16 protein-coding genes are annotated in these 17,552 nt (G+C 66.6%); 5 read left to right on the top strand and 11 right to left on the bottom strand.

Going from position 1 to position 17,552, the window contains the following annotated elements; genetic code table 11:
* Positions 1–47: 47 nt before the first annotated feature.
* The gene (locus KUV81_RS08600; protein ID WP_222543457.1) at positions 48–713 is read left to right on the top strand and encodes an HAD family hydrolase; all 666 of its coding nucleotides are present in this window, start codon (positions 48–50) and stop codon (positions 711–713) included.
* On the opposite strand, the gene KUV81_RS08595 is transcribed toward KUV81_RS08600, so the two are convergent.
* The 6 genes from KUV81_RS08595 to KUV81_RS08570 form a co-directional block, all read right to left on the bottom strand.
* Positions 710–1,204 carry a GNAT family N-acetyltransferase gene (locus KUV81_RS08595; protein WP_222543456.1) on the bottom strand — a complete coding sequence of 165 codons (495 nt, stop codon included), beginning with the start codon at positions 1,202–1,204 and terminating at the stop codon, positions 710–712. The genes KUV81_RS08600 and KUV81_RS08595 overlap by 4 nt on opposite strands.
* 127 nt (positions 1,205–1,331) lie before the next feature.
* Positions 1,332–1,808, bottom strand: a complete 477-nt coding sequence (locus KUV81_RS08590; RefSeq protein ID WP_222543455.1) for a tyrosine-protein phosphatase — start codon at positions 1,806–1,808, stop codon at positions 1,332–1,334.
* Entirely contained in the window at positions 1,798–3,042 is a 1,245-nt protein-coding gene (arsJ, locus tag KUV81_RS08585) for an organoarsenical effux MFS transporter ArsJ (protein ID WP_222543454.1), read from the bottom strand. The genes KUV81_RS08590 and arsJ overlap by 11 nt, the downstream gene beginning before the upstream one ends.
* A gap of 3 nt (positions 3,043–3,045) precedes the next feature.
* The gene (locus KUV81_RS08580) at positions 3,046–4,053 is read right to left on the bottom strand and encodes an ArsJ-associated glyceraldehyde-3-phosphate dehydrogenase (RefSeq protein ID WP_222543453.1); all 1,008 of its coding nucleotides are present in this window, start codon (positions 4,051–4,053) and stop codon (positions 3,046–3,048) included.
* Positions 4,050–5,117 (bottom strand): ACR3 family arsenite efflux transporter, encoded by a 1,068-nt coding sequence (gene arsB, locus KUV81_RS08575; RefSeq protein WP_222543452.1) that lies wholly within the window; start codon positions 5,115–5,117, stop codon positions 4,050–4,052. The genes KUV81_RS08580 and arsB overlap by 4 nt, the downstream gene beginning before the upstream one ends.
* 9 nt (positions 5,118–5,126) lie before the next feature.
* A complete protein-coding gene (locus tag KUV81_RS08570) occupies positions 5,127–5,474 on the bottom strand; it encodes a metalloregulator ArsR/SmtB family transcription factor (protein ID WP_222543451.1) in 348 nt (115 codons plus the stop codon).
* Between the two features lie 273 nt (positions 5,475–5,747).
* On the opposite strand from KUV81_RS08570, the gene phaC reads away from it, so the two are divergent.
* Positions 5,748–7,514: a class I poly(R)-hydroxyalkanoic acid synthase gene (gene phaC / locus KUV81_RS08565; protein ID WP_222543450.1), complete on the top strand. Its 1,767-nt coding sequence runs from the start codon at positions 5,748–5,750 to the stop codon at positions 7,512–7,514.
* Positions 7,511–7,903, top strand: a complete 393-nt coding sequence (locus tag KUV81_RS08560) for a MaoC family dehydratase (RefSeq protein WP_222543449.1) — start codon at positions 7,511–7,513, stop codon at positions 7,901–7,903. Before phaC ends, KUV81_RS08560 begins: the two co-directional genes overlap by 4 nt.
* Before the next feature lie 42 nt (positions 7,904–7,945).
* On the opposite strand, the gene KUV81_RS08555 is transcribed toward KUV81_RS08560, so the two are convergent.
* The gene (locus tag KUV81_RS08555; RefSeq protein WP_222543448.1) at positions 7,946–10,237 is read right to left on the bottom strand and encodes a YgiQ family radical SAM protein; all 2,292 of its coding nucleotides are present in this window, start codon (positions 10,235–10,237) and stop codon (positions 7,946–7,948) included.
* Positions 10,238–10,405: 168 nt separating this feature from the next.
* On the opposite strand from KUV81_RS08555, the gene KUV81_RS08550 reads away from it, so the two are divergent.
* The gene (locus KUV81_RS08550) at positions 10,406–11,317 is read left to right on the top strand and encodes a patatin family protein (RefSeq protein ID WP_222543447.1); all 912 of its coding nucleotides are present in this window, start codon (positions 10,406–10,408) and stop codon (positions 11,315–11,317) included.
* Here the strand turns inward: KUV81_RS08550 and KUV81_RS08545 are convergent.
* Together KUV81_RS08545 and KUV81_RS08540 are read right to left on the bottom strand one after the other, a co-directional pair.
* Entirely contained in the window at positions 11,253–12,038 is a 786-nt protein-coding gene (locus KUV81_RS08545; protein WP_222543446.1) for an SDR family oxidoreductase, read from the bottom strand. The genes KUV81_RS08550 and KUV81_RS08545 overlap by 65 nt on opposite strands.
* Before the next feature lie 61 nt (positions 12,039–12,099).
* Positions 12,100–14,673: a putative bifunctional diguanylate cyclase/phosphodiesterase gene (locus tag KUV81_RS08540; RefSeq protein ID WP_222543445.1), complete on the bottom strand. Its 2,574-nt coding sequence runs from the start codon at positions 14,671–14,673 to the stop codon at positions 12,100–12,102.
* Positions 14,674–14,793: 120 nt separating this feature from the next.
* On the opposite strand from KUV81_RS08540, the gene KUV81_RS08535 reads away from it, so the two are divergent.
* A complete protein-coding gene (locus tag KUV81_RS08535; protein ID WP_315900057.1) occupies positions 14,794–15,387 on the top strand; it encodes a uracil-DNA glycosylase family protein in 594 nt (197 codons plus the stop codon).
* 48 nt (positions 15,388–15,435) lie between these two features.
* Here KUV81_RS08535 and KUV81_RS08530 read toward each other — a convergent pair whose 3' ends face one another.
* Both KUV81_RS08530 and KUV81_RS08525 read right to left on the bottom strand, forming a co-directional pair.
* Positions 15,436–16,353, bottom strand: a complete 918-nt coding sequence (locus KUV81_RS08530) for a pseudouridine-5'-phosphate glycosidase (RefSeq protein ID WP_222543444.1) — start codon at positions 16,351–16,353, stop codon at positions 15,436–15,438.
* Positions 16,347–17,438 carry a PfkB family carbohydrate kinase gene (locus KUV81_RS08525; protein ID WP_222543443.1) on the bottom strand — a complete coding sequence of 364 codons (1,092 nt, stop codon included), beginning with the start codon at positions 17,436–17,438 and terminating at the stop codon, positions 16,347–16,349. Before KUV81_RS08525 ends, KUV81_RS08530 begins: the two co-directional genes overlap by 7 nt.
* Between the last annotated feature and the right edge of the window lie 114 nt (positions 17,439–17,552).

The following is a 17,552-nucleotide window of genomic DNA, read 5'->3' as shown; positions in this document are numbered from 1 at the left end:
CCGCCCAGGCCCGCTACCGTGCGCGCTTTTGCCCGAAGCGGACTGACATGCGCCACGCTGCCCCCCTGCCCCAAAAACTGCTCCACCGCCTCAACGACTACCGCCAGGTGATCTGGGACTGGAACGGTACCCTGGTGGACGACGCGCCCCTGGCCACCGACATCGTCAATGGCCTGCTGGATGAGCAGGGGATGGCGGCCACCTCACTGGCCGATTACCGGGACGCCTTCTGCCACCCGGTGGAGACCTACTACCGCAACCTGGGACTGGTGGAGAAGCTGGACTTCGACACCATCTGCCAACGCTTTGGCCTCGCCTACCGGGCCGCCCGGGACACCCTGTCCCTGCACCCCGGCGCTCAGCCGCTGCTGGCGCGCCTGGCCCAGACCCACACCCAGTCGCTGCTCTCCGCCAGTGCCCAGCCCAGCCTTGAGCACTGCCTGGCCCACCACGAGATCGCCCACTGCTTTGACCACGTCTACGGCCTGGACAACCACCACGCCGCCTGCAAAATCGACCGCGGCCACGAGTTGCTGGCCGCCGCCGGGGTGTCGGCCAGGGAGACGGTGCTGGTGGGGGACACCGACCACGACCACGAGGTGGCCGCCGCCCTGGGGGTGGATCTTATCCTCATCGCCGACGGCCACCAGAGCGCCCGCTCTCTGGCGCCCCTGGGCGCCGAACTCTACCCGGGCTGGCGCGCCCTAAGCTAAGGGCGCAGCCGCGCCATCCGTTCCACGTCCACCAGCGCCCCGTCCCGAAACGCCGCGGCCCGGGCCACCCCCTCAGATTCGAAGCCGTACTTGCGATACAGCGCCAGGCCGGCCTCGTTGTCCGTGTAGACCTCCAGCTCCAGCCGGGTCAGCGCCAGCCACTGCTCCGCCAGCTCGATGGCCGCCGCCAGCAGGGCGCTGCCCACCCCCTTGCCCTGCCACTGGTCGTGGACAAACATCCCCAGCTGACCCACGTGGCGCCGGCGGGGCGATTGCAGCGCTTCCAGCCCCACGTTGCCCACCACCTGTCCCTCGGGGGTCTCCGCCACCAGCATGTGCAGGTGATCCGGCCACTGTTCGCAGCGCCGCTGCCACATCGCCAGGCTCGGCCAGGGCAGCTGCATGGTATTGCTGTAGGCGCTGCGGCCGGCGGCGATCTGCTGAAAGGCGGCGGCGTCACTGGGCTCGGCCCGGCGGATGGTATAGGGCATATCGGACTCCCGGATTAGGACAACAAAGGGCAGACAGTCAGTTCTAACAGATTGACTGACAATAAAAAACCGCCCGAACCTATGGGTGGGGCGGTTTGCGTCAATGCCCTAGAGCGGCACCACGCACTCAGCCATTCAGGTAGGCCAGCTGGCTCTCGTGACTCAACGCCCCCGGACGGGCCTGACGCACCTGCTCCAGCACCTCGTCCCAGTCGGCGCCGCTGTCCAGCAGCAGCTTGGCGGCCACCAGGCCGGTGCGGCCGGTGCCGCCGCGACAGTGCACCGACACCCGCTTTCCCGACTCCAGCAGGGCGGTCAGCTGGGGCTGCACCTGTGTCCAGCGCGCTTCGAACTTCGCATCCGGCAGGGACTTGTCCTTCACCGGCAGGTGGTGCCACCGCAGGCCCGCCTGGGACACGGCATTGCCGAGACCGGGGATCCCCAAATCTGAGAGCTCCTGTTCGCTCAGCAGGGTGATCACGGCGGCCACGCCGGCGGCGGCCAGCTGGTCGACCTCCGCCTCCAGCTCGCCCCCCAGGCCGGGGGCGGGGTGCAGGGCCATGGGCAGGCCATTGACGGTCAGGTACGCCGGTTCAAACGCCATGTTGTTCTCCTTCGTTGGGGTGGGCGCCACGGGGCAGGCCCAGAGATATCAGGGTAGTCAGGACCAGGAACGCCAGGGCGATCCAGAGGCAGGCGGCCAGGCCCGCCACCTGGAACACCCAGCCGGAGAGCACGGTGCCGATCAGCCGGCCCATGGCGTTGGCCATGTAGTAGAAGCCCACGTCCAGGGAGACGCCATCCTCACCGGCGTAGTGCACGATAAGGAAGGAGTGCAGGCTGGAGTTGATGGCAAACACCGCGCCAAACACCATCAGGCCGAACACCAGGGTGAACTGGGGCTGCCAGTCGAGCTGCACCCCCAGGGCCACCGCGGCGGTCACCAGGGCCAGGATCCCGGCCCAGTTCAGGGCGGCGGCCCCGTCCGGGATCACCCCCCGGGCCGTGCCGGTCAGCCGCGGCGCCAGCCCCTGCACCAGGCCGTAGCCGATCACCCAGAGGGCAAGGAAGCCCCCCACGGCGCTGTGGCTCCAGCCGAAGGTGCTGCCCAGGGTGATGGGCAGGGCGATGACGAACCAGACGTCCCGGGCGCCAAAGAGGAACAGGCGCGCGGCGGAGAGCAGGTTGATGTTGCGGCTTTTGGAGAACAGCTCGGAAAACTTGGGCTTATTCTTGGCCTTGCCCAGATCCTTGCCCAGCCACGCCAGGCTGAGGCCCAGCACCAGCAGCAGCACCGTCGCCATGGCCACCATGGCCCCCTGGAACCCCAGCCCCATCAGCAACACCCCGCCGAGGAAGAAGCCGACCCCCTTCAGGGCGTTCTTGGAGCCGGTGAGGATCGCCACCCACTTGTAGAGCGCCCCGGTCTGGCCCTTGGGCACCAGCATCTTGATGGAGCTCTTGGCACTCATCTTGTTGAGATCCTTGGCGATGCCCGAGAGGGCCTGGGCGGCCATCACGTAGGGCACCGAGAGCACACTGGCGGGCACCGCCAGCATGGCCAGGGCCACCACCTGCAGCGTCAGCCCCAGGTTCATGGTGCGGTTGAGCCCCAGGCGCGCCCCCAGGTAGCCCCCCACCAGATTGGTGACCACCCCGAAGATCTCGTAGAACAGGAACAGCGAGGCGATGGCCAGGGGGCTGTAACCCAGCTGATGGAAGTGCAGCACCACCAGCATCCTCAGCGCCCCATCCGTGAGGGTGAAGTTCCAGTAGTTGAAGGTGACCAGCAGGTACTGCTTCACCTCATGGCTCAGGCCGGACAGGGCGCGGAACATCGGTTACCAGCCCTGCTTGGCGACGTAGCGGGCCAGCTCCACGGTGCGGTTGGCGTAGCCCCACTCGTTGTCGTACCACAGGTAAAGCTTCACCTGGGTGTCGTTGATCACCATGGTGGAGAGGGCATCGACCACGGCGGAGTGGGGGTTGGTGCGGTAGTCGATGGAGACCAGCGGTCGGGCCTCGTAGCCCAGGATCCCCTTGAGCTCCCCTTCTGCGGCCTCCTTGAGCAGGCCATTGACCTCCTCGGCGCTGGTGGCACGGTCCACCTCGAACACGCAGTCGGTGAGGGAGGCGTTGCACAGGGGCACCCGCACCGCGTGGCCGTTCAGCCGCCCCTTCAGCTCCGGGAAGATGTGGGTGATGGCGGTGGCGGAGCCGGTGGTGGTGGGGATCAGGCTCTCCCCGCAGGCGCGGGCCCGGCGCAGATCCTTGTGGGGGGCGTCCAGGATGGTCTGGGTGTTGGTGATGCTGTGGATGGTGGTCATGGAGCCGTGGCGGATCCCGAGCTTCTCGTGGATCACCTTGACCGCCGGCGCCAGGCAGTTGGTGGTGCAGGAGGCAGCGGTGACGATGTCGTGCTTGGTTTTGTCGTACCAGTGGTGGTTGACGCCGTAGACCGCGTCCAGCACCCCCTCCTGCTTGACCGGGGCGGTAACGATCACCTTCTTGACCCCCTGGTCCAGGTACTTCTGCAGCACCTCCTTGCGCTTGAACTTGCCGGAGGCCTCGATCACCAGATCGCAGCCCGACCAGTCGGTGGTTTCGATCTCGTTGTTGCCGGTGATGGCCACCCGCTGGCCGTCGATGATCAGGGTGTCATCGTCCACCACCACGTCCTTGTCCCAGGGGCCGTGGACGGAGTCAAACTCCAGCAGGTGGCCCAGGGCGGCGGCGCCGCCGGCGGGGTCATTGATCTGGACGAATTCGAAATCGGCCCAATCCCAGGCGGCGCGAAGCGCCAGGCGGCCCATGCGGCCAAATCCGTTGATGCCAATCTTGATGGTCATGCTGCGTCTCTCTGTTCAACAGGGGGAAAATCGGTCGGCGCGTCGGCCGAGGCGGGAAACCAGTGGCGGGTGCGGTTGGCGAAGGCGACCAGGGAGAGCATCACCGGCACCTCCACCAGCACCCCGACCACGGTGGCCAGGGCCGCACCGGAGTGCAGGCCAAACAGGGCGATGGCCACCGCCACCGCCAGTTCAAAGAAGTTGGAGGTGCCGATCATCGCCGCCGGGGCCGCCACGTTGTGGGGCAGCTTGAGCGCCTTGGCGGCACCGTAGGCCAGGGCAAAGATCCCGTAGGTCTGGATCATCAGCGGGATGGCGATAAGGCCGATCACCATGGGGTTGGCCAGCAGCGTCGGTGCCTGGATCCCGAACAGGATGGCCACCGTGGCCAGCAGCCCCACCATGGAGGCGGGCTTGAGCCGTTGGACAAAGCCCTCCAGCGCCGCCTTGCCGCGCTTGAGCAGCAGCCGGCGGGTGAGGATCCCCGCCACCAGGGGCAGCACCACGTAGAGCAGTGTCGCCAGCAGCAGGGTCTCCCAGGGCACCAGGATCTCCGACACCCCCAGCAGCAGGGCGGCGATGGGCGCGAAGGCGAACACCATGATGAGGTCGTTGACCGACACCTGCACCAGGGTATAGGCGGGGTTGCCCCGGGTCAGCTGGCTCCAGACAAACACCATGGCGGTGCAGGGGGCCACCCCCAGCAGGATCATGCCGGCGATGTACTGGCTGGCGTCCTCGGGGGCCACCCAGTCGACGAACAGCACCTGAAAGAACAGCCAGCCGATGGCGGCCATTGAGAAGGGTTTGATCAGCCAGTTGATCGCCAGGGTCAGCCACAGCCCCTGGGGCTGCTGCCCCACCTTGCGCACGGCGTTGAAGTCCACCTGGATCATCATCGGGTAGATCATCACCCAGATGAGCACGGCGATGACGCCGTTGATCTGGAACAGCTGCCAGGTGGCCAGGGTCTCAAACACCCCCGGCAGGGCCTGGCCCAGCACCACCCCCACACCGATGGCCAGGGCCACCCAGAGGCTCAGATAACGTTCGAAGTTGCCCATACTCCCTCCTCAGGCGCAGCAGCTTTGCTGGCGCTGGGGGCGGTCCCCCATGTTGGCCAGGCGTTCGGTGCAGGGGGCCAGGAAGGCCGGTTGACTGGCCGCCGCGCCGGACAGGGTATCGGTCACCCAGGCGGGCAGCGTGGCCAGGCGGTAGAACACCCATTGGCCCCGGCGGGTGTCCTCCAGCAGGCCATCGGCACGCAGGCGGGCCAGGTGGCGGGAGATCTTGGGCTGACTCTCGTCCAGGGCACAGGTCAGCTCGCAGACACACAGCTCCTCCTCCTGCTGGATCAGCATCAGGATCTTGAGCCGGGTTTCGTCGGACAGGCCCTTCAGCAGGGCAACGGGGCTGTTCATGGCCACCTCTCACATACGGAAAAACAGATATAACTGAAATCATATATGCGTTTTGCCGCATGTCAAATGACAATGTCATGACAGACTGCCCCAAGGCCTGAACTGTGATCAATTCAATCCGGTTATCGCCCGATAACACCTTGGTCTAGCTTCTTGTGCGGCGCACAATATGCTCATAATATCGTCAAGGCGCTGTCATTTTCGCCCACTAACCTGAGCGCCGAGAGTGTCCGCGGGGCCACGACGTCCCCGCCCATCCGCAAAGGAGTCGCTATGAGTTCGGGAAGCTACCAGCAGCTGCTGGAAAGCCTGATGCGCTGCAACGAGCAGCTGTTTGACTTGGCCGCCAAGCAGGGCCAGCACACCAGCAAGGCCCTGTTCCAGACCCAGGTGGACGACCTGTCCCAGGCGCTCAACAAGGGGATGGAGGATCCGGGGGAGATGCTGCAGCAGCAGATGGACTGGTGGCAGTCCCAGCTGCTGCTGTTTCAGAACGCCATGCTCAAGCAGGCGGGCCAGGAGGTGGCTCCCATGGTGGAGCCGGAGCGGGGCGACCGTCGCTTCCGCGACAGCCAGTGGCAGGAGCACCCCTGGTATGACTACATCAAGCAGTCCTACCTGCTGACCGCCAAGCAGATGCTGGCGAGCATTGACCGGATCCCGGATCTGGAACCCGCCCAGCGGGACCGGCTGCGCTTTTTCACCCGCCAGATGGTCAACGCCCTGGCCCCCAGCAACTTCCTGGCCTCCAACCCGGAACTGCTGAAGCTGACGCTGGAAAGCGGCGGCGAGAACCTGCTGCAGGGGATCCGTCAGCTGGCCCAGGACATGGGCCGCAGCGCCGGCACCCTCAATGTCAGCATGACCGACGAGTCGGTGTTCCAGCTGGGCCGAGATCTGGCCTCCACCCCCGGCCGGGTGGTGCACCGGGCGCCGCTGTTTGAGCTGATCCAGTACGCCCCCACCACCGACACCGTGGCCAAGCGGCCGCTGCTGATCGTCCCGCCCTTCGTCAACAAGTACTACATCCTCGATCTGCGACCGGAGAACTCCCTGGCCAAGTACCTGGTGGACCAGGGCCACACGGTGTTCATGATCTCCTGGGCCAACCCGGACCAGCGCCACACCCAGGTGGATTTCGAGGACTATGTGGTGGATGGCCTGCTGGCCGCCCTGGACGCGGTGGAGGCCGCCACCGGCGAGCGGGAGGTCAACGCCGTGGGCTACTGCATCGGCGGCACCCTGCTCAGCTGCACCATGGCCTACCTGGCGGCACGACGAATGAAACAGCGGATCAAGTCCGCCACCCTGTTCACCACCATCCTCGACTTCAGCCGCCCCGGTGAGCTGGGGGCCTTCATCAACGAGGAGGTGGTCAGCGCCATGGAGGCGCAAAACGCGGAAACCGGGCTGATGGACGGCCGCCAGCTGGCGGTGACCTTCTCGCTGCTGCGGGAGAACAACCTCTACTGGAACTACTACATCGACGGCTACCTCAAGGGGCAGAGCCCCATGGCCTTCGATCTGCTGCACTGGAACTGCGACAGCACCAACGTCGCCGGCCCCACCCACTCCACCATGCTGCGCCAGTTCTACCTGGAGAACACCCTGGTTCAGCCGCGCACCTTCAGCGTGCGGGGCACCAAGCTGGATCTGAGCAAAATCACCGTGCCCAGCTACTTCGTCTCCACCGTGGACGACCACATCGCCCTGTGGCAAGGCACCTACCTGGGGATGCAGCAGCTGGGGGGCGAGCGCACCTTTGTGCTGGGGGAGTCGGGCCACATCGCCGGCATCATCAATCCCCCCGGCGGCAAGTACGGCCACTACGTGGGCCCCCTGGCGGACAACCCGGAAGCCTGGCTGGACGGCGCCGAGCACCAGGAGGGCTCCTGGTGGCCCCATTGGGACGCCTGGCTCAAGGCCCAGCCCGGCGCCGAGCCGGTGCCGGCCCGGGTCCCGGACACCGGCCTGGCCGCCGCCCCCGGCGACTACGTCCGGGTGCGCCTGAACCCCGTTGACGATGGGGAGGCGGCATGAGCCTCGCGCAAGGGCAGAGTGCCCAGATCCAGAAGGTGTTTGGCCCCGACGAGGTGGCCGCCTTTGCCGAGCTGTCGGAGGATCGCAACCCCATCCACCTGGACCCGGACTTTGCCGCCCAGACCCCCTTCGGCGGCCCCATCGTCCATGGGATCCTGCTCTCCAGCCTGCTGTCGGGCCTGCTGGGGCAGCATCTGCCCGGTGAGGGCACCATCTACCTGGGCCAGACGCTGAAGTTTGTCCGCCCGGTGTTGGTGGGAGAAGAGGTGACCGCCCGGGTGACCGTCGCCCAGGTGCGGGAGGACAAGCCCATCGTCACCCTGGTGACCGAGGTACTCAACAGCCAGGGCCAGCCCTGCGTCCAGGGCGAAGCCGTCGTGAAGGTCTGAGGGAATGAGAACGCAAAAACGGGGCGCAGCGCGCCCCGTTTTCTATTTACGGTGCCGTTTCGGCCCCTGGGTCGGTCGGCCACTGCCGCTGGCCTTGCCCCGGCTGGCGCCCGTACCCTGACCCTTGGCACCGCTCTTGCCCTGTCCCGCCTTGCCCTGACCGCCGGATTTCCCCTGGCCACCGGGCTTGATCTTGCCCGGCAGGGCCCGCGGTTTGAACTGGCCCGTGCCGCTGTGTTTGGTCAGCGCCGGACGACCGGGCCCACCGCGGCGGCGATCCCCCCGCCCCTCCGGCGGCACCAGGCAGTTGGCGCTGGTGCCGATGAGTTTGCCGAGCCCCATGGCCTGGAGCGCCTCGCGGATGATGGGCCAGTTGTCCGGATCGTGGTAGCGCAGCAGCGCCTTGTGCAGGCGACGTTGGCGCCCCCCTTTGGCCACCGGCACCGTCTCGCTGTCGTGGCTCACCTTGCGCAGGGAGTTTTTCTGGGTGTGCCAGACCGTGGTGGCGTTGGCCAGGGGCGAGGGGTAGAAGTTCTGCACCTGGTCCAGCTTGAAGTTGTTCTGCTTGAGCCACTGGGCCAGGTGCACCATGTCCTCATCCGTGGTGCCCGGGTGGGCGGAGATGAAGTAGGGGATCAGGTACTGCTCCTTGCCCGCCTCCTTGGAGTACTGGTCAAACAGCTGCTTGAAGCGGTAGTAGCTGCCCATGCCCGGCTTCATCATCACCGACAGGGGCCCCTCCTCGGTGTGCTCCGGGGCGATCTTCAGGTAGCCCCCCACGTGGTGCTGGGCCAGCTCCCGGACGTAGCGGGGATCCTCCACCGCCAGGTCGTAGCGCACCCCGGAAGCGATGAGGATCTTCTTGACCCCCGGGATCTTACGCGCCGCCTGGTAGAGCTCGATGGTGGGCGTGTGGTCGGTGTCCATATGGCCGCAGATGTCCGGGTAGATGCAGGACAGCCGACGGCAGGTGGCCTCCGCCTTGGGGCTTTTGCAGCGCAGTTGGTACATGTTGGCGGTGGGCCCGCCCAGATCGGAGATCACCCCGGTAAAGCCCGGCACCTTCTCCTTGATCTGCTCAATCTCCTCCAGGATGGAGGCCTGGCTGCGGCTTTGGATGATCCGGCCCTCGTGCTCGGTGATGGAGCAGAAGGAGCAGCCGCCGAAGCAGCCCCGCATGATGTTGATGGAGGTCTTGATCATGTCGTAGGCGGGGATCTTCTTGCTGCCGTATTTGGGGTGCGGCACCCGGGCGTAGGGCAGGCCGAACACCCCATCCATCTCGTCGGTCTCCAGCGGGATCGCCGGCGGATTGAGCCAGACGTGACGGTCGCCGTGGCGCTGCATCAGCGCCCGGGCGCAGCCGGGGTTGGTCTCCAGGTGGAAGATCCGCGAGGTGTGGGCGTAGAGCACCTTGTCCGCCCGCACCTGGTCGTAGGCCGGCAGCAGGATGTACTGCTTCTCCCAGGGCTTGGGCTTGCGACCGGCGTTGACCGGCTTCACCTCGATGGGCTGGGCGCTCTGGTTGGCCGGCGCATCGTCGAACTTGCTGCCCAGCTCGCAGCCCATGTCGTCCGCCCCGTAGGGGTTGGGGATGGGATCGATCTTGCCCGGGGTGTCCAGGGTGGTGGAGTTGAGCCCGGACCAGCCCGGCAGGGCGTCCCGGGTCAGAAAGGCCGTCCCCCGCACGTCACGGATGGCCTTCACCTCCTCGCCGTTGGCCAGTCGATGGGCCACCTCGATCAGCGGCCGCTCGGCGTTGCCGTAGACCAGCAGATCCGCCTTGGCGTCGAACAGCACGCTGCGACGCACCTTATCGGACCAATAATCGTAATGGGCGATGCGACGCAGGCTGGCCTCGATCCCCCCGAGGATCACCGGCACCTCCTTGTAGGCCTCTTTGCAGCGCTGGGTGTAGACCAAGGTGGCCCGATCCGGCCGCTTGCCGTGGACGTTATCCGGGGTGTAGGCGTCGTCGTGGCGCAACCGCCGGTCGGCGGTGTAGTGGTTGATCATCGAGTCCATGTTGCCCGCGGTGACGCCGAAGAACAGGTTCGGTTTGCCCAGCGCCATAAAGGCGTCCTTGGACTGCCAGTCGGGCTGGTCGATGATCCCCACCCGGAACCCCTGGGACTCCAGCATGCGGCCGATCACCGCCATGCCGAAGCTGGGGTGATCCACGTAGGCGTCCCCGGTCACCAGCACGATGTCGCAACTGTCCCAGCCCAGCTTGGCCATCTCCTTGCGGGAGGTGGGCAAAAAGGGCGCCGGACCGAAACACTCGGCCCAGAACTTGGGATGGTCGAACAGCTTGGTCTCGGGGGTCTGGATCATGGGCACCTCATCTCTCCCGGGGAGGCCCGGGGCGGCGGATTGTAGCAGGTTGGCTGCGCCACCGCGATGTTTAAAATTCACTCAATTCGGGCAGGGCCATTGGCCAGCCTACCCCTCCATTGGATAGAGTAGTCCTTTGCTCAGAACGCCAAGGAGAGGGAGGTAGGGATGACGGAGCATGTGGGACCAAGGGCGCTGATCGTCGAAGGGGGCGCCATGCGCGGGATCTTCGCCTGCGGCGTGCTCGATCACTTTCTCGAGACGGGCTTTGACCCCTTCGACAGCTTCTGGGCGGTCTCCGCCGGCACCACCAACCTGGCGTCCTTCCTGGCTCGGATGCCCGGGCGCAACCACAAGGTCTACCTCGACTACAGCTGCCGCCCCCCCTTTGTCACCCCGGGTCGCTTTGCCCTGGGCAAGCACCTGATCGATCTCGACTGGTTGTGGGAGATCAGCTTGAGGGAGCTGCCCATCGACTGGGACACCCTCCAGGCGGAGCAGCGCCCCTACTTTATCACCCTCACCAACAGCGCCAGCGGCGAGGCGGAATACCACCGGCCCGCGCTGCCTTTGCTCAATGAGACCCTGAAGGCCAGCAGCGCCATGCCTCTGGCCTACCGGGGTGGGGTGACGCTGCCGTCGGGGAACTATGTCGATGGTGGCGTCGCGGATGCGATCCCGGTGGCAGAGGCGATCCGTCGCGGGGCCAAACGGATATTGGTGCTGCGCAGCCAAAGCGCCCACTACCGCAAGACGCCCCCCCGCATTCCCGCCCTGGTCAAAGCGATGAACCGCAAGACCCCGGCGCTGATCCCACCCCTGCTGGCGCGGGCCCAGCGCTACAACGCCACGCTGGAGCTGATCCGCAACCCGCCTGAGGGGGTGGAGATCATCGAGCTGTGTCCGCCGGACGACTTTGCCATCGGCCGCCTGACCCGCGAGCCCAAAGCCTTGCAGCGGGCCTATGAGCAGGGCCTGGCAGCGGGAGAGGAGGCCGTGCGGGCCTGGGAAGCGCTCAATGACGCCGGGCGATCGCCCGCGACGCCATGCGATCAATCACACCGGGAGCCAGCAGCTTAAGCCAGCGCCCCAGCCGGCCGCGCCAGGAACCCAGCCAGAGGCGCTGACGCCCCTCGATGGCCCGGAGCATCTTTTCGGCGCACTGCTCGGCGGTCATGATCTTGCCCTCCTGCATCGGACTCTGGCCCAGGGGCGACCCATCCGCTCCCATGGCCCGCTTGTGGGTTTGGGTGACCACGAAATCGGGGCAGAGCAGGGTGACGTCTACGCCGCTGCCCCGCAACTCGACGCGCAGGGCTTCGAAAAACCCCATCACCGCGTGCTTGGAGGCGCAGTAGCCGCTGCGGGTGGGCACCCCGGTCAAGCCGGTCAGCGAGGAGACCACGGCGTACTGGCCCCGGCTTTGCTGCAGGGCCGGCAGCACCGCATGGGCCAGGTGAGCATTGGCCAGGTAGTTGACCCGCATCACCCTATCCAGCACCGAGAGATCCTCAAGCTCCGCCACCGTGCTCCACATGGTGACGCCGGCGTTGAGCAGGGCGATGTCCAGCCGGCCAAAGTGGGCCAGGGTGTCGGCCACCAGCTGCGGCAGCCGCTCAAACTCGGTCAGATCCAGCGGGTAGGCCATCGCCTCGCCGGGCAGCTCGGCCACCAGCGCCTCCAGCCGTTCCCGATTTCGGGCCACCAGCATCAGCCGGGCCCCCTGGGCGCTCAGGGACTGGGCCAGGGCCCGACCGATCCCCTCGGACGCGCCGGTCAACAGCACCACCTTTCCTTCCATACACTCCTCCTTGAAGCAAAAACGCGGCGCCTGAGGCACCGCGTTGAACTGAGCTGGGCCCTCAGGCGTGGACTTCGTCCTCCACCGGCACCGGCCGGTAGCTCTCCAGGTCCTTGGGCCGGCCGATGCCGTACCCCTGGGCGTAGTTGACGCCGATCGCCTTCAGGCGGGACAGGGTCTCCTGGTCCTCAACAAACTCCGCCACGGTTTCGATTCCCATCACCCGGCACACATCGTGGATCGATTTGACGATGGCGTAGTCCTTGGCGTTGCTGGCCAGGTTGCGGACGAAGCAGCCGTCGATCTTGACGTAATCCACCGGCAGCTGACGCAGGTAGCCGTAGGAGGCAAAACCGGAGCCGAAGTCGTCCAGGGCAAAGGCGAAGCCGCGGCGACGCAGGGCGTGGAGGATCTCCAGTGCCCGGCTCTCGTTGGCGATGGCGGCGGTCTCCGTGACCTCGAAGCAGATGGTTTCCGGCGGCACCCGGTAGAGGCCGCACATCTCGTCGATGTAGGCCACCAGGCCACCGCTGGAGAGGGTGGTGCCGGAGAGGTTGATGGAGAGTACCTGGGTGTCCCACAGGTGGCGGTTGCGGGCCAGCCACTCGAAGCTTTTGCGGATCACCGCCTTGTCCACCGCCGGCATCAGGTTGAAGCGCTCCGCCGCGGCGATGAATTGGCCCGGGGCCAGGATCCGCCCGCCCTCCTCGCGGATCCGCAGCAGCACCTCGCACTTGCGCCGGTTGCCGCCGGCCTGGACCGGCTCGATGGGCTGGTAGAAGAGCACCAGATCGTCATTGACGATCGCCTCGTTGATCTTCATCGCCCAGTGGGGGGCGTTGCGCTGGTGGGCCAGGTCCTGATCCAGGGAGTCGAAGAAGTGGATCTGGCTTTCGCCCCCCTTGCCCTTGGTGGCGTGGCAGGCGATCTCGGCGTCCTTGAACACCTCCCGCGGGCGCTGCTCGTCGGCACGCTGGAAGGCCACGCCGATGCTGATCCCCACCTTGTAGCTGCCGCTGTCCCAGTAGAGGGTGATCCCCTGCACCCGCTCCATCATCTGCTTGAGCAGACGGGCGGCGTCCAGCGCCGAGGTGTCTTTCATGATAAGGCCAAACTCGTCGCCGCCGATGCGGGCCAGGAAATCCTGTTTGCGCAGGCCCCGGGCCATCTCCTGGGCCACGTCACGCAGCATGCGGTCCCCGGCCTCGTGGCCGCAGCTGTCGTTGATGAGCTTAAAGCGGTTGAGATCCATGTAGCAGATGGCGTGCTGGCCCGGCTGGCCCTCCAGCTCCTCCAGCCGCTGCTCGAAGGTGTGGCGGTTGAACACCCCGGTGGTCTGGTCCCGCTGGGACTTGCGCTGCAGCTCGCGCTTGAGTTGCTCGGAGTGGGTGACGTCCCTCAGCACCAGCACCGCCCCCAGGGTCTGACCCTCGCCATCCAGGGTGCGCACGGCGTTGTACTCCAGCACCTGGGCGCCGCTCTCCTTGGCGATGCGGATCCGCCCATCCAGGCTGATGCGGCCGGAACGCAGCAGATCCTGCAGCGCCGCGTGCAGCTCCTGGCCCGGCGCTCCGGGTACCAGGCTGGCCAGGGTGCACTGGCGTACCGGCCCGTGGTCCACCGCCAGCAGGCGCTCCGCCACCGGGTTGACCAGTTCGATTCGGGACTTGGGATCCACCAGCACCACGGCGTCGCTGATGGCGCGCATCATGGCGTACTGCTGCTGACGCTGATGGTGGCGGGCGGCGAAGAGGCTGTTGCACAGCTCCGCCAGGTTGCCCAGTTCGTCCGCGGCCCCCTGAGGCAGGGGGCGGCTGCTTTTGCTGTTGCCCAGCCCCTGCTCCAGGCGCAGGCGCAGGGTCTCCAGCGGCGTCAGCAGGGTGCGACGAAACGCCAGGAACATCCCCACCATCAGGAGAATGAGCAGGGCGCCAAAGCCCAGCATGGTGCGCAGGATCTGGGCCTCGCGATCCTCCACCGCCGCGGTGTCGAACACCGGCTTGAGCGCCAGTGCGGCGCCGTGGAAGCTGCTCAGCGCCAGGCCCGCCGGGGCATCCGCCGCCAGGGGCTCGATGGTGACCGACAACAGTTGGTTGTGGCGATAGGCCAGCTGGTCCAGCGCATCGGCGTCCACCAGGCGCACCGCGATCACCCCCCGCCAGTTGCGATGGCGCAGGGGCAGGGCCACGGCCTGCATCACCTGGGCTTCCAGGGCCAGGTAGCCGGTGCGTTCGAATTGGAAGGTGCCCACCGAGAGGATGGGGTCCAGCAGCTCCACCAGGGACTGGGTGCCGCCGTCCACCGGCCGATTGCCGGCCATCAGCGGCCGCAGCTCGCCATGGTGGTTCATCAGCAGCACCGTCTGGCCCGCCAGCTGGGCCTGGCCCAGCAGGTAATCCATCACCTCGCGGTGATCCGCCTCCAGGGCGGTGCGGATCGCCACCAGCTCGCCCTTGGTCTGGGACAGCTGTTGCTCGAAGTCGGTCTGGATGTGGGCCAGCTCGGTCGCCTGACGGCGTTGCTCGTAGCCCTTCACGCCGTCGCTCAGCAGCCAATACGCCGCACTGGTGGCCAGGATGGTCAGCGGGATGGCCAGACAGAGCAGGAGCAGCAATAATCGGCGGGAGAGTTTCATCGGCGGGCTACAACCCAAATCTCTGACGGTGCGAAAAGAGTTTTGAAGTTACCTAATTCCGGCCCCGATGGAAACGCATCTTGAGGATTTTTCACTGTTTTGCAGTGTGTTGGAGGGGAAGTGCAGAAAAATCGAAGCGGCGATATTCCCCTTTGTGATCTGCTGCAAGCGGTGCGCGCCTGCACCCTGTGCCAGGACGTGCTGACCCCCAATCCGGTGGTTCAGGCCGACGAGCGGGCCCGATTACTGATCATCGGCCAGGCCCCGGGCACCCGGGTCCACCAAAGCGGGATCCCCTGGGACGACCCCAGTGGCGACCGGCTGCGGCGCTGGATGGGGATCGATTCGGAGCGCTTCTACGATCCGGCCCGGGTGGCCATCGTCCCCATGGGGCTGTGCTACCCCGGCCGCGGGCGCAGTGGCGACAAGCCGCCGGATCCCCGCTGCGCCCCCCAGTGGCACCCCCAGTTGCTGGCCCGCTTGCCCAACCTGACACTCACCCTGTGCATCGGCCAGTACGCCCAGAAGCACTACCTGTCCGGCTTCACCACCCTCACCGAGACGGTGGCGCGCTGGGCCGACTGGGGCCCCAACCGCCTGCCCCTGCCCCACCCCTCTCCCCGCAACACCCTGTGGCTCAAGCGCCATCCTTGGTTCGAGGCCGATGTGGTGCCCGAGTTGCAGCGACGGGTGCGCCAGGCCCTGGCCGACTGAGCACAAAAAAGCCGCCAGATGGCGGCTTAGGATTGCGACGGTGGCGCCTTACTCAGCGCACAGGTCCCGGGCGATGCCGGACGCCAGACGGGCGTTGTTCAGCACCAGCTGGATGTTGGAGTCCAGACTGTTGCCGCCGGTCAGTTCGCAGACCCGGGCCAGCAGGAAGGGGGTGGACTCCTTGCCGCCGATCCCCTGCTGCTCGGCCTCGCTCAGCGCCTGCTCGATGGCGGCGTCGATGTCGGCCTTGGGCATGGCGTACTGCTGGGGGATGGGGTTGGCGATCACCACCCCGCCCTTGAGGCCCATGCCCCATTTGGCGTTCAGCGCGGTGGCGATCGCCTCGCTGCTGTCCAGTCGGTAGTCGATGTCGAAGTCGCTCTCCCGGGTGTAGAAGGCCGGCAGGCAGTCGGTCTGGTACCCCACCACCGGAACGCCGAAGGTTTCCAGGTACTCGCGGGTCAGGCCCAGATCCAGGATGGATTTGGCGCCGGCGCAGATCACGGCCACGTCGGTGTTGGCCAGCTCCTGCAGATCGGCGGAGATGTCGAAGGTCTGCTGGGCACCGCGGTGCACGCCGCCAATGCCGCCGGTGGCGAACACCTTGATGCCGGCCATGGCGGCCAGAATCATGGTGGAGGCGACGGTGGTGGCACCGGTCTTACCGGCGGCAACGATAAAGGGGATGTCCCGGCGAGAGGCCTTGGTGACGGACAGGCCCTCTTTGCCGAGAAACTCCACCTGTTCTTCGGTCAGGCCCACGGTCAGGCGGCCCTTGATGATGGCGATGGTGGCCGGGATGGCGCCAGCATCACGGACGGTCTGCTCCACCTTCAGGGCGGTTTCCACGTTCTGCGGGTAGGGCATACCGTGGGAGATGATGGTGGACTCCAGCGCCACCACGGGGCGGTTGTTGGCGATGGCGTCGGCGACTTCCGGGTGGATGTCCAGGTACTTCTCTAGCATGGGGTGTTCTCCATCAGGCGGCGCACCGCCGCTTCAGACATGGTGGCATTGATCGTGGTTTTGGTCGCCAGCGCCAGACGGGCGGCGGCCAGGGCAAAGGGAACGGTATCGGCAAAGGACCAGCCGGCCAGTCGGCCGTGGGCCAGGCCCGCCATCAGCGCATCACCGGCGCCGGTGACATTGACCACCTCGGTGGCACTGCTCTGGTAGCGCTGGCCGACGCCGTTTTCCGAGGCGTAGGCGCCGCGACTGCCGAGACTCAGCAGCACCCGGGGCACGCCCAACTCGTGCAGCGCGTCGGCCACCTTGGGCAGATCGGCGTCGCTCTCCAGGGGCTGGCCGGCCAGCAGCGCCGCTTCCAGCGCGTTGGGCTTAAGGGTGTCGATCTGGCCCAGGAAGGGCTTGAGCTTATGGGCCTTGGCCTGGGAGACCGGGTCCACCAGCACCGGGGCCTCGACAGGGCGGGCAAACAGCGCCGCCAGGGCGGTCTCGGACAGGTTGGCGTCCAGCACCAGCGCCGAGGCACGGTCGATGGGGCCGCGTCGACGCTCGATCTGTTCGGCGTCCAGGCGGTCAATCAGGCTCATGTCATTGAGGGCCAGACGCATCTCACCATCACTGTCGTGCAGGGAGAGGTAACTGGAGGTGGTGGCGCCGGGCACCTTGAGGCAGTGCTCGGTGCCCACCCCGGCCAGGCGACAGGATTCGATGAGCTGCTCGGCCCAGCGGTCCTCCCCCAGGGCGGAGACGAACTCCACCCGGCTGCCCAGGCGCGCCAGGTTATCGGCGATGTTGCGGCCCACACCGCCGGCGCTGGCGGTCAGGCTGCCGGGGGTGGAGTCCCCGTCCACCAGAGGCGTGTCCGCCACCCCGCACAGGTCCATGTTGGCGCCGCCCATCACCAGGGCGTACCGCTCTGGGGCGAGGATGTAGCCCTTGCCCTGGATGTGGCCCTTCTGGGTCAGGTGCATGATGTGGCCGGCGATGGCGCTGCGGCTGATCCCCAGTTTGTCCGCCAGCACCTGCTGGGGGATCAGGGGGTCCTGGCGGATCAGGGCCAGGATCTGCTGCTCTCGCTCCGTCATAACATTTGTTTGCCTTGCGAACTTTTGTTTGCATTCTAGCGAGTGCGCCCCGCCGCGAAAAGGGCCAGGATCAAAAAAAGCACCCCGAGGGGTGCTTTTTTCCAAACCGCGGTC

Origin of the sequence: Ferrimonas balearica, assembly GCF_019802085.1 — a bacterium.
In the GTDB taxonomy this organism is placed as follows: domain Bacteria; phylum Pseudomonadota; class Gammaproteobacteria; order Enterobacterales; family Shewanellaceae; genus Ferrimonas; species Ferrimonas balearica_B.
Note: the sequence above shows the minus strand (reverse complement) of the source record. Positions and strands in the feature narration are given on the sequence as shown.

Coding starts and splice junctions, on each gene's coding strand:
- arsB (WP_222543452.1), bottom strand. CDS start 5,117: ATGGGCAACTTCGAACGTTATCTGAGCCTCTGGGTGGCCCTGGCCATC.
- KUV81_RS08525 (WP_222543443.1), bottom strand. CDS start 17,438: ATGACGGAGCGAGAGCAGCAGATCCTGGCCCTGATCCGCCAGGACCCC.
- KUV81_RS08540 (WP_222543445.1), bottom strand. CDS start 14,673: ATGAAACTCTCCCGCCGATTATTGCTGCTCCTGCTCTGTCTGGCCATC.
- KUV81_RS08590 (WP_222543455.1), bottom strand. CDS start 1,808: ATGGCGTTTGAACCGGCGTACCTGACCGTCAATGGCCTGCCCATGGCC.
- KUV81_RS08560 (WP_222543449.1), top strand. CDS start 7,511: ATGAGCCTCGCGCAAGGGCAGAGTGCCCAGATCCAGAAGGTGTTTGGC.
- KUV81_RS08580 (WP_222543453.1), bottom strand. CDS start 4,053: ATGACCATCAAGATTGGCATCAACGGATTTGGCCGCATGGGCCGCCTG.
- KUV81_RS08595 (WP_222543456.1), bottom strand. CDS start 1,204: ATGCCCTATACCATCCGCCGGGCCGAGCCCAGTGACGCCGCCGCCTTT.
- KUV81_RS08550 (WP_222543447.1), top strand. CDS start 10,406: ATGACGGAGCATGTGGGACCAAGGGCGCTGATCGTCGAAGGGGGCGCC.
- phaC (WP_222543450.1), top strand. CDS start 5,748: ATGAGTTCGGGAAGCTACCAGCAGCTGCTGGAAAGCCTGATGCGCTGC.
- KUV81_RS08600 (WP_222543457.1), top strand. CDS start 48: ATGCGCCACGCTGCCCCCCTGCCCCAAAAACTGCTCCACCGCCTCAAC.
- KUV81_RS08570 (WP_222543451.1), bottom strand. CDS start 5,474: ATGAACAGCCCCGTTGCCCTGCTGAAGGGCCTGTCCGACGAAACCCGG.
- KUV81_RS08545 (WP_222543446.1), bottom strand. CDS start 12,038: ATGGAAGGAAAGGTGGTGCTGTTGACCGGCGCGTCCGAGGGGATCGGT.
- KUV81_RS08555 (WP_222543448.1), bottom strand. CDS start 10,237: ATGATCCAGACCCCCGAGACCAAGCTGTTCGACCATCCCAAGTTCTGG.
- KUV81_RS08530 (WP_222543444.1), bottom strand. CDS start 16,353: ATGCTAGAGAAGTACCTGGACATCCACCCGGAAGTCGCCGACGCCATC.
- arsJ (WP_222543454.1), bottom strand. CDS start 3,042: ATGTTCCGCGCCCTGTCCGGCCTGAGCCATGAGGTGAAGCAGTACCTG.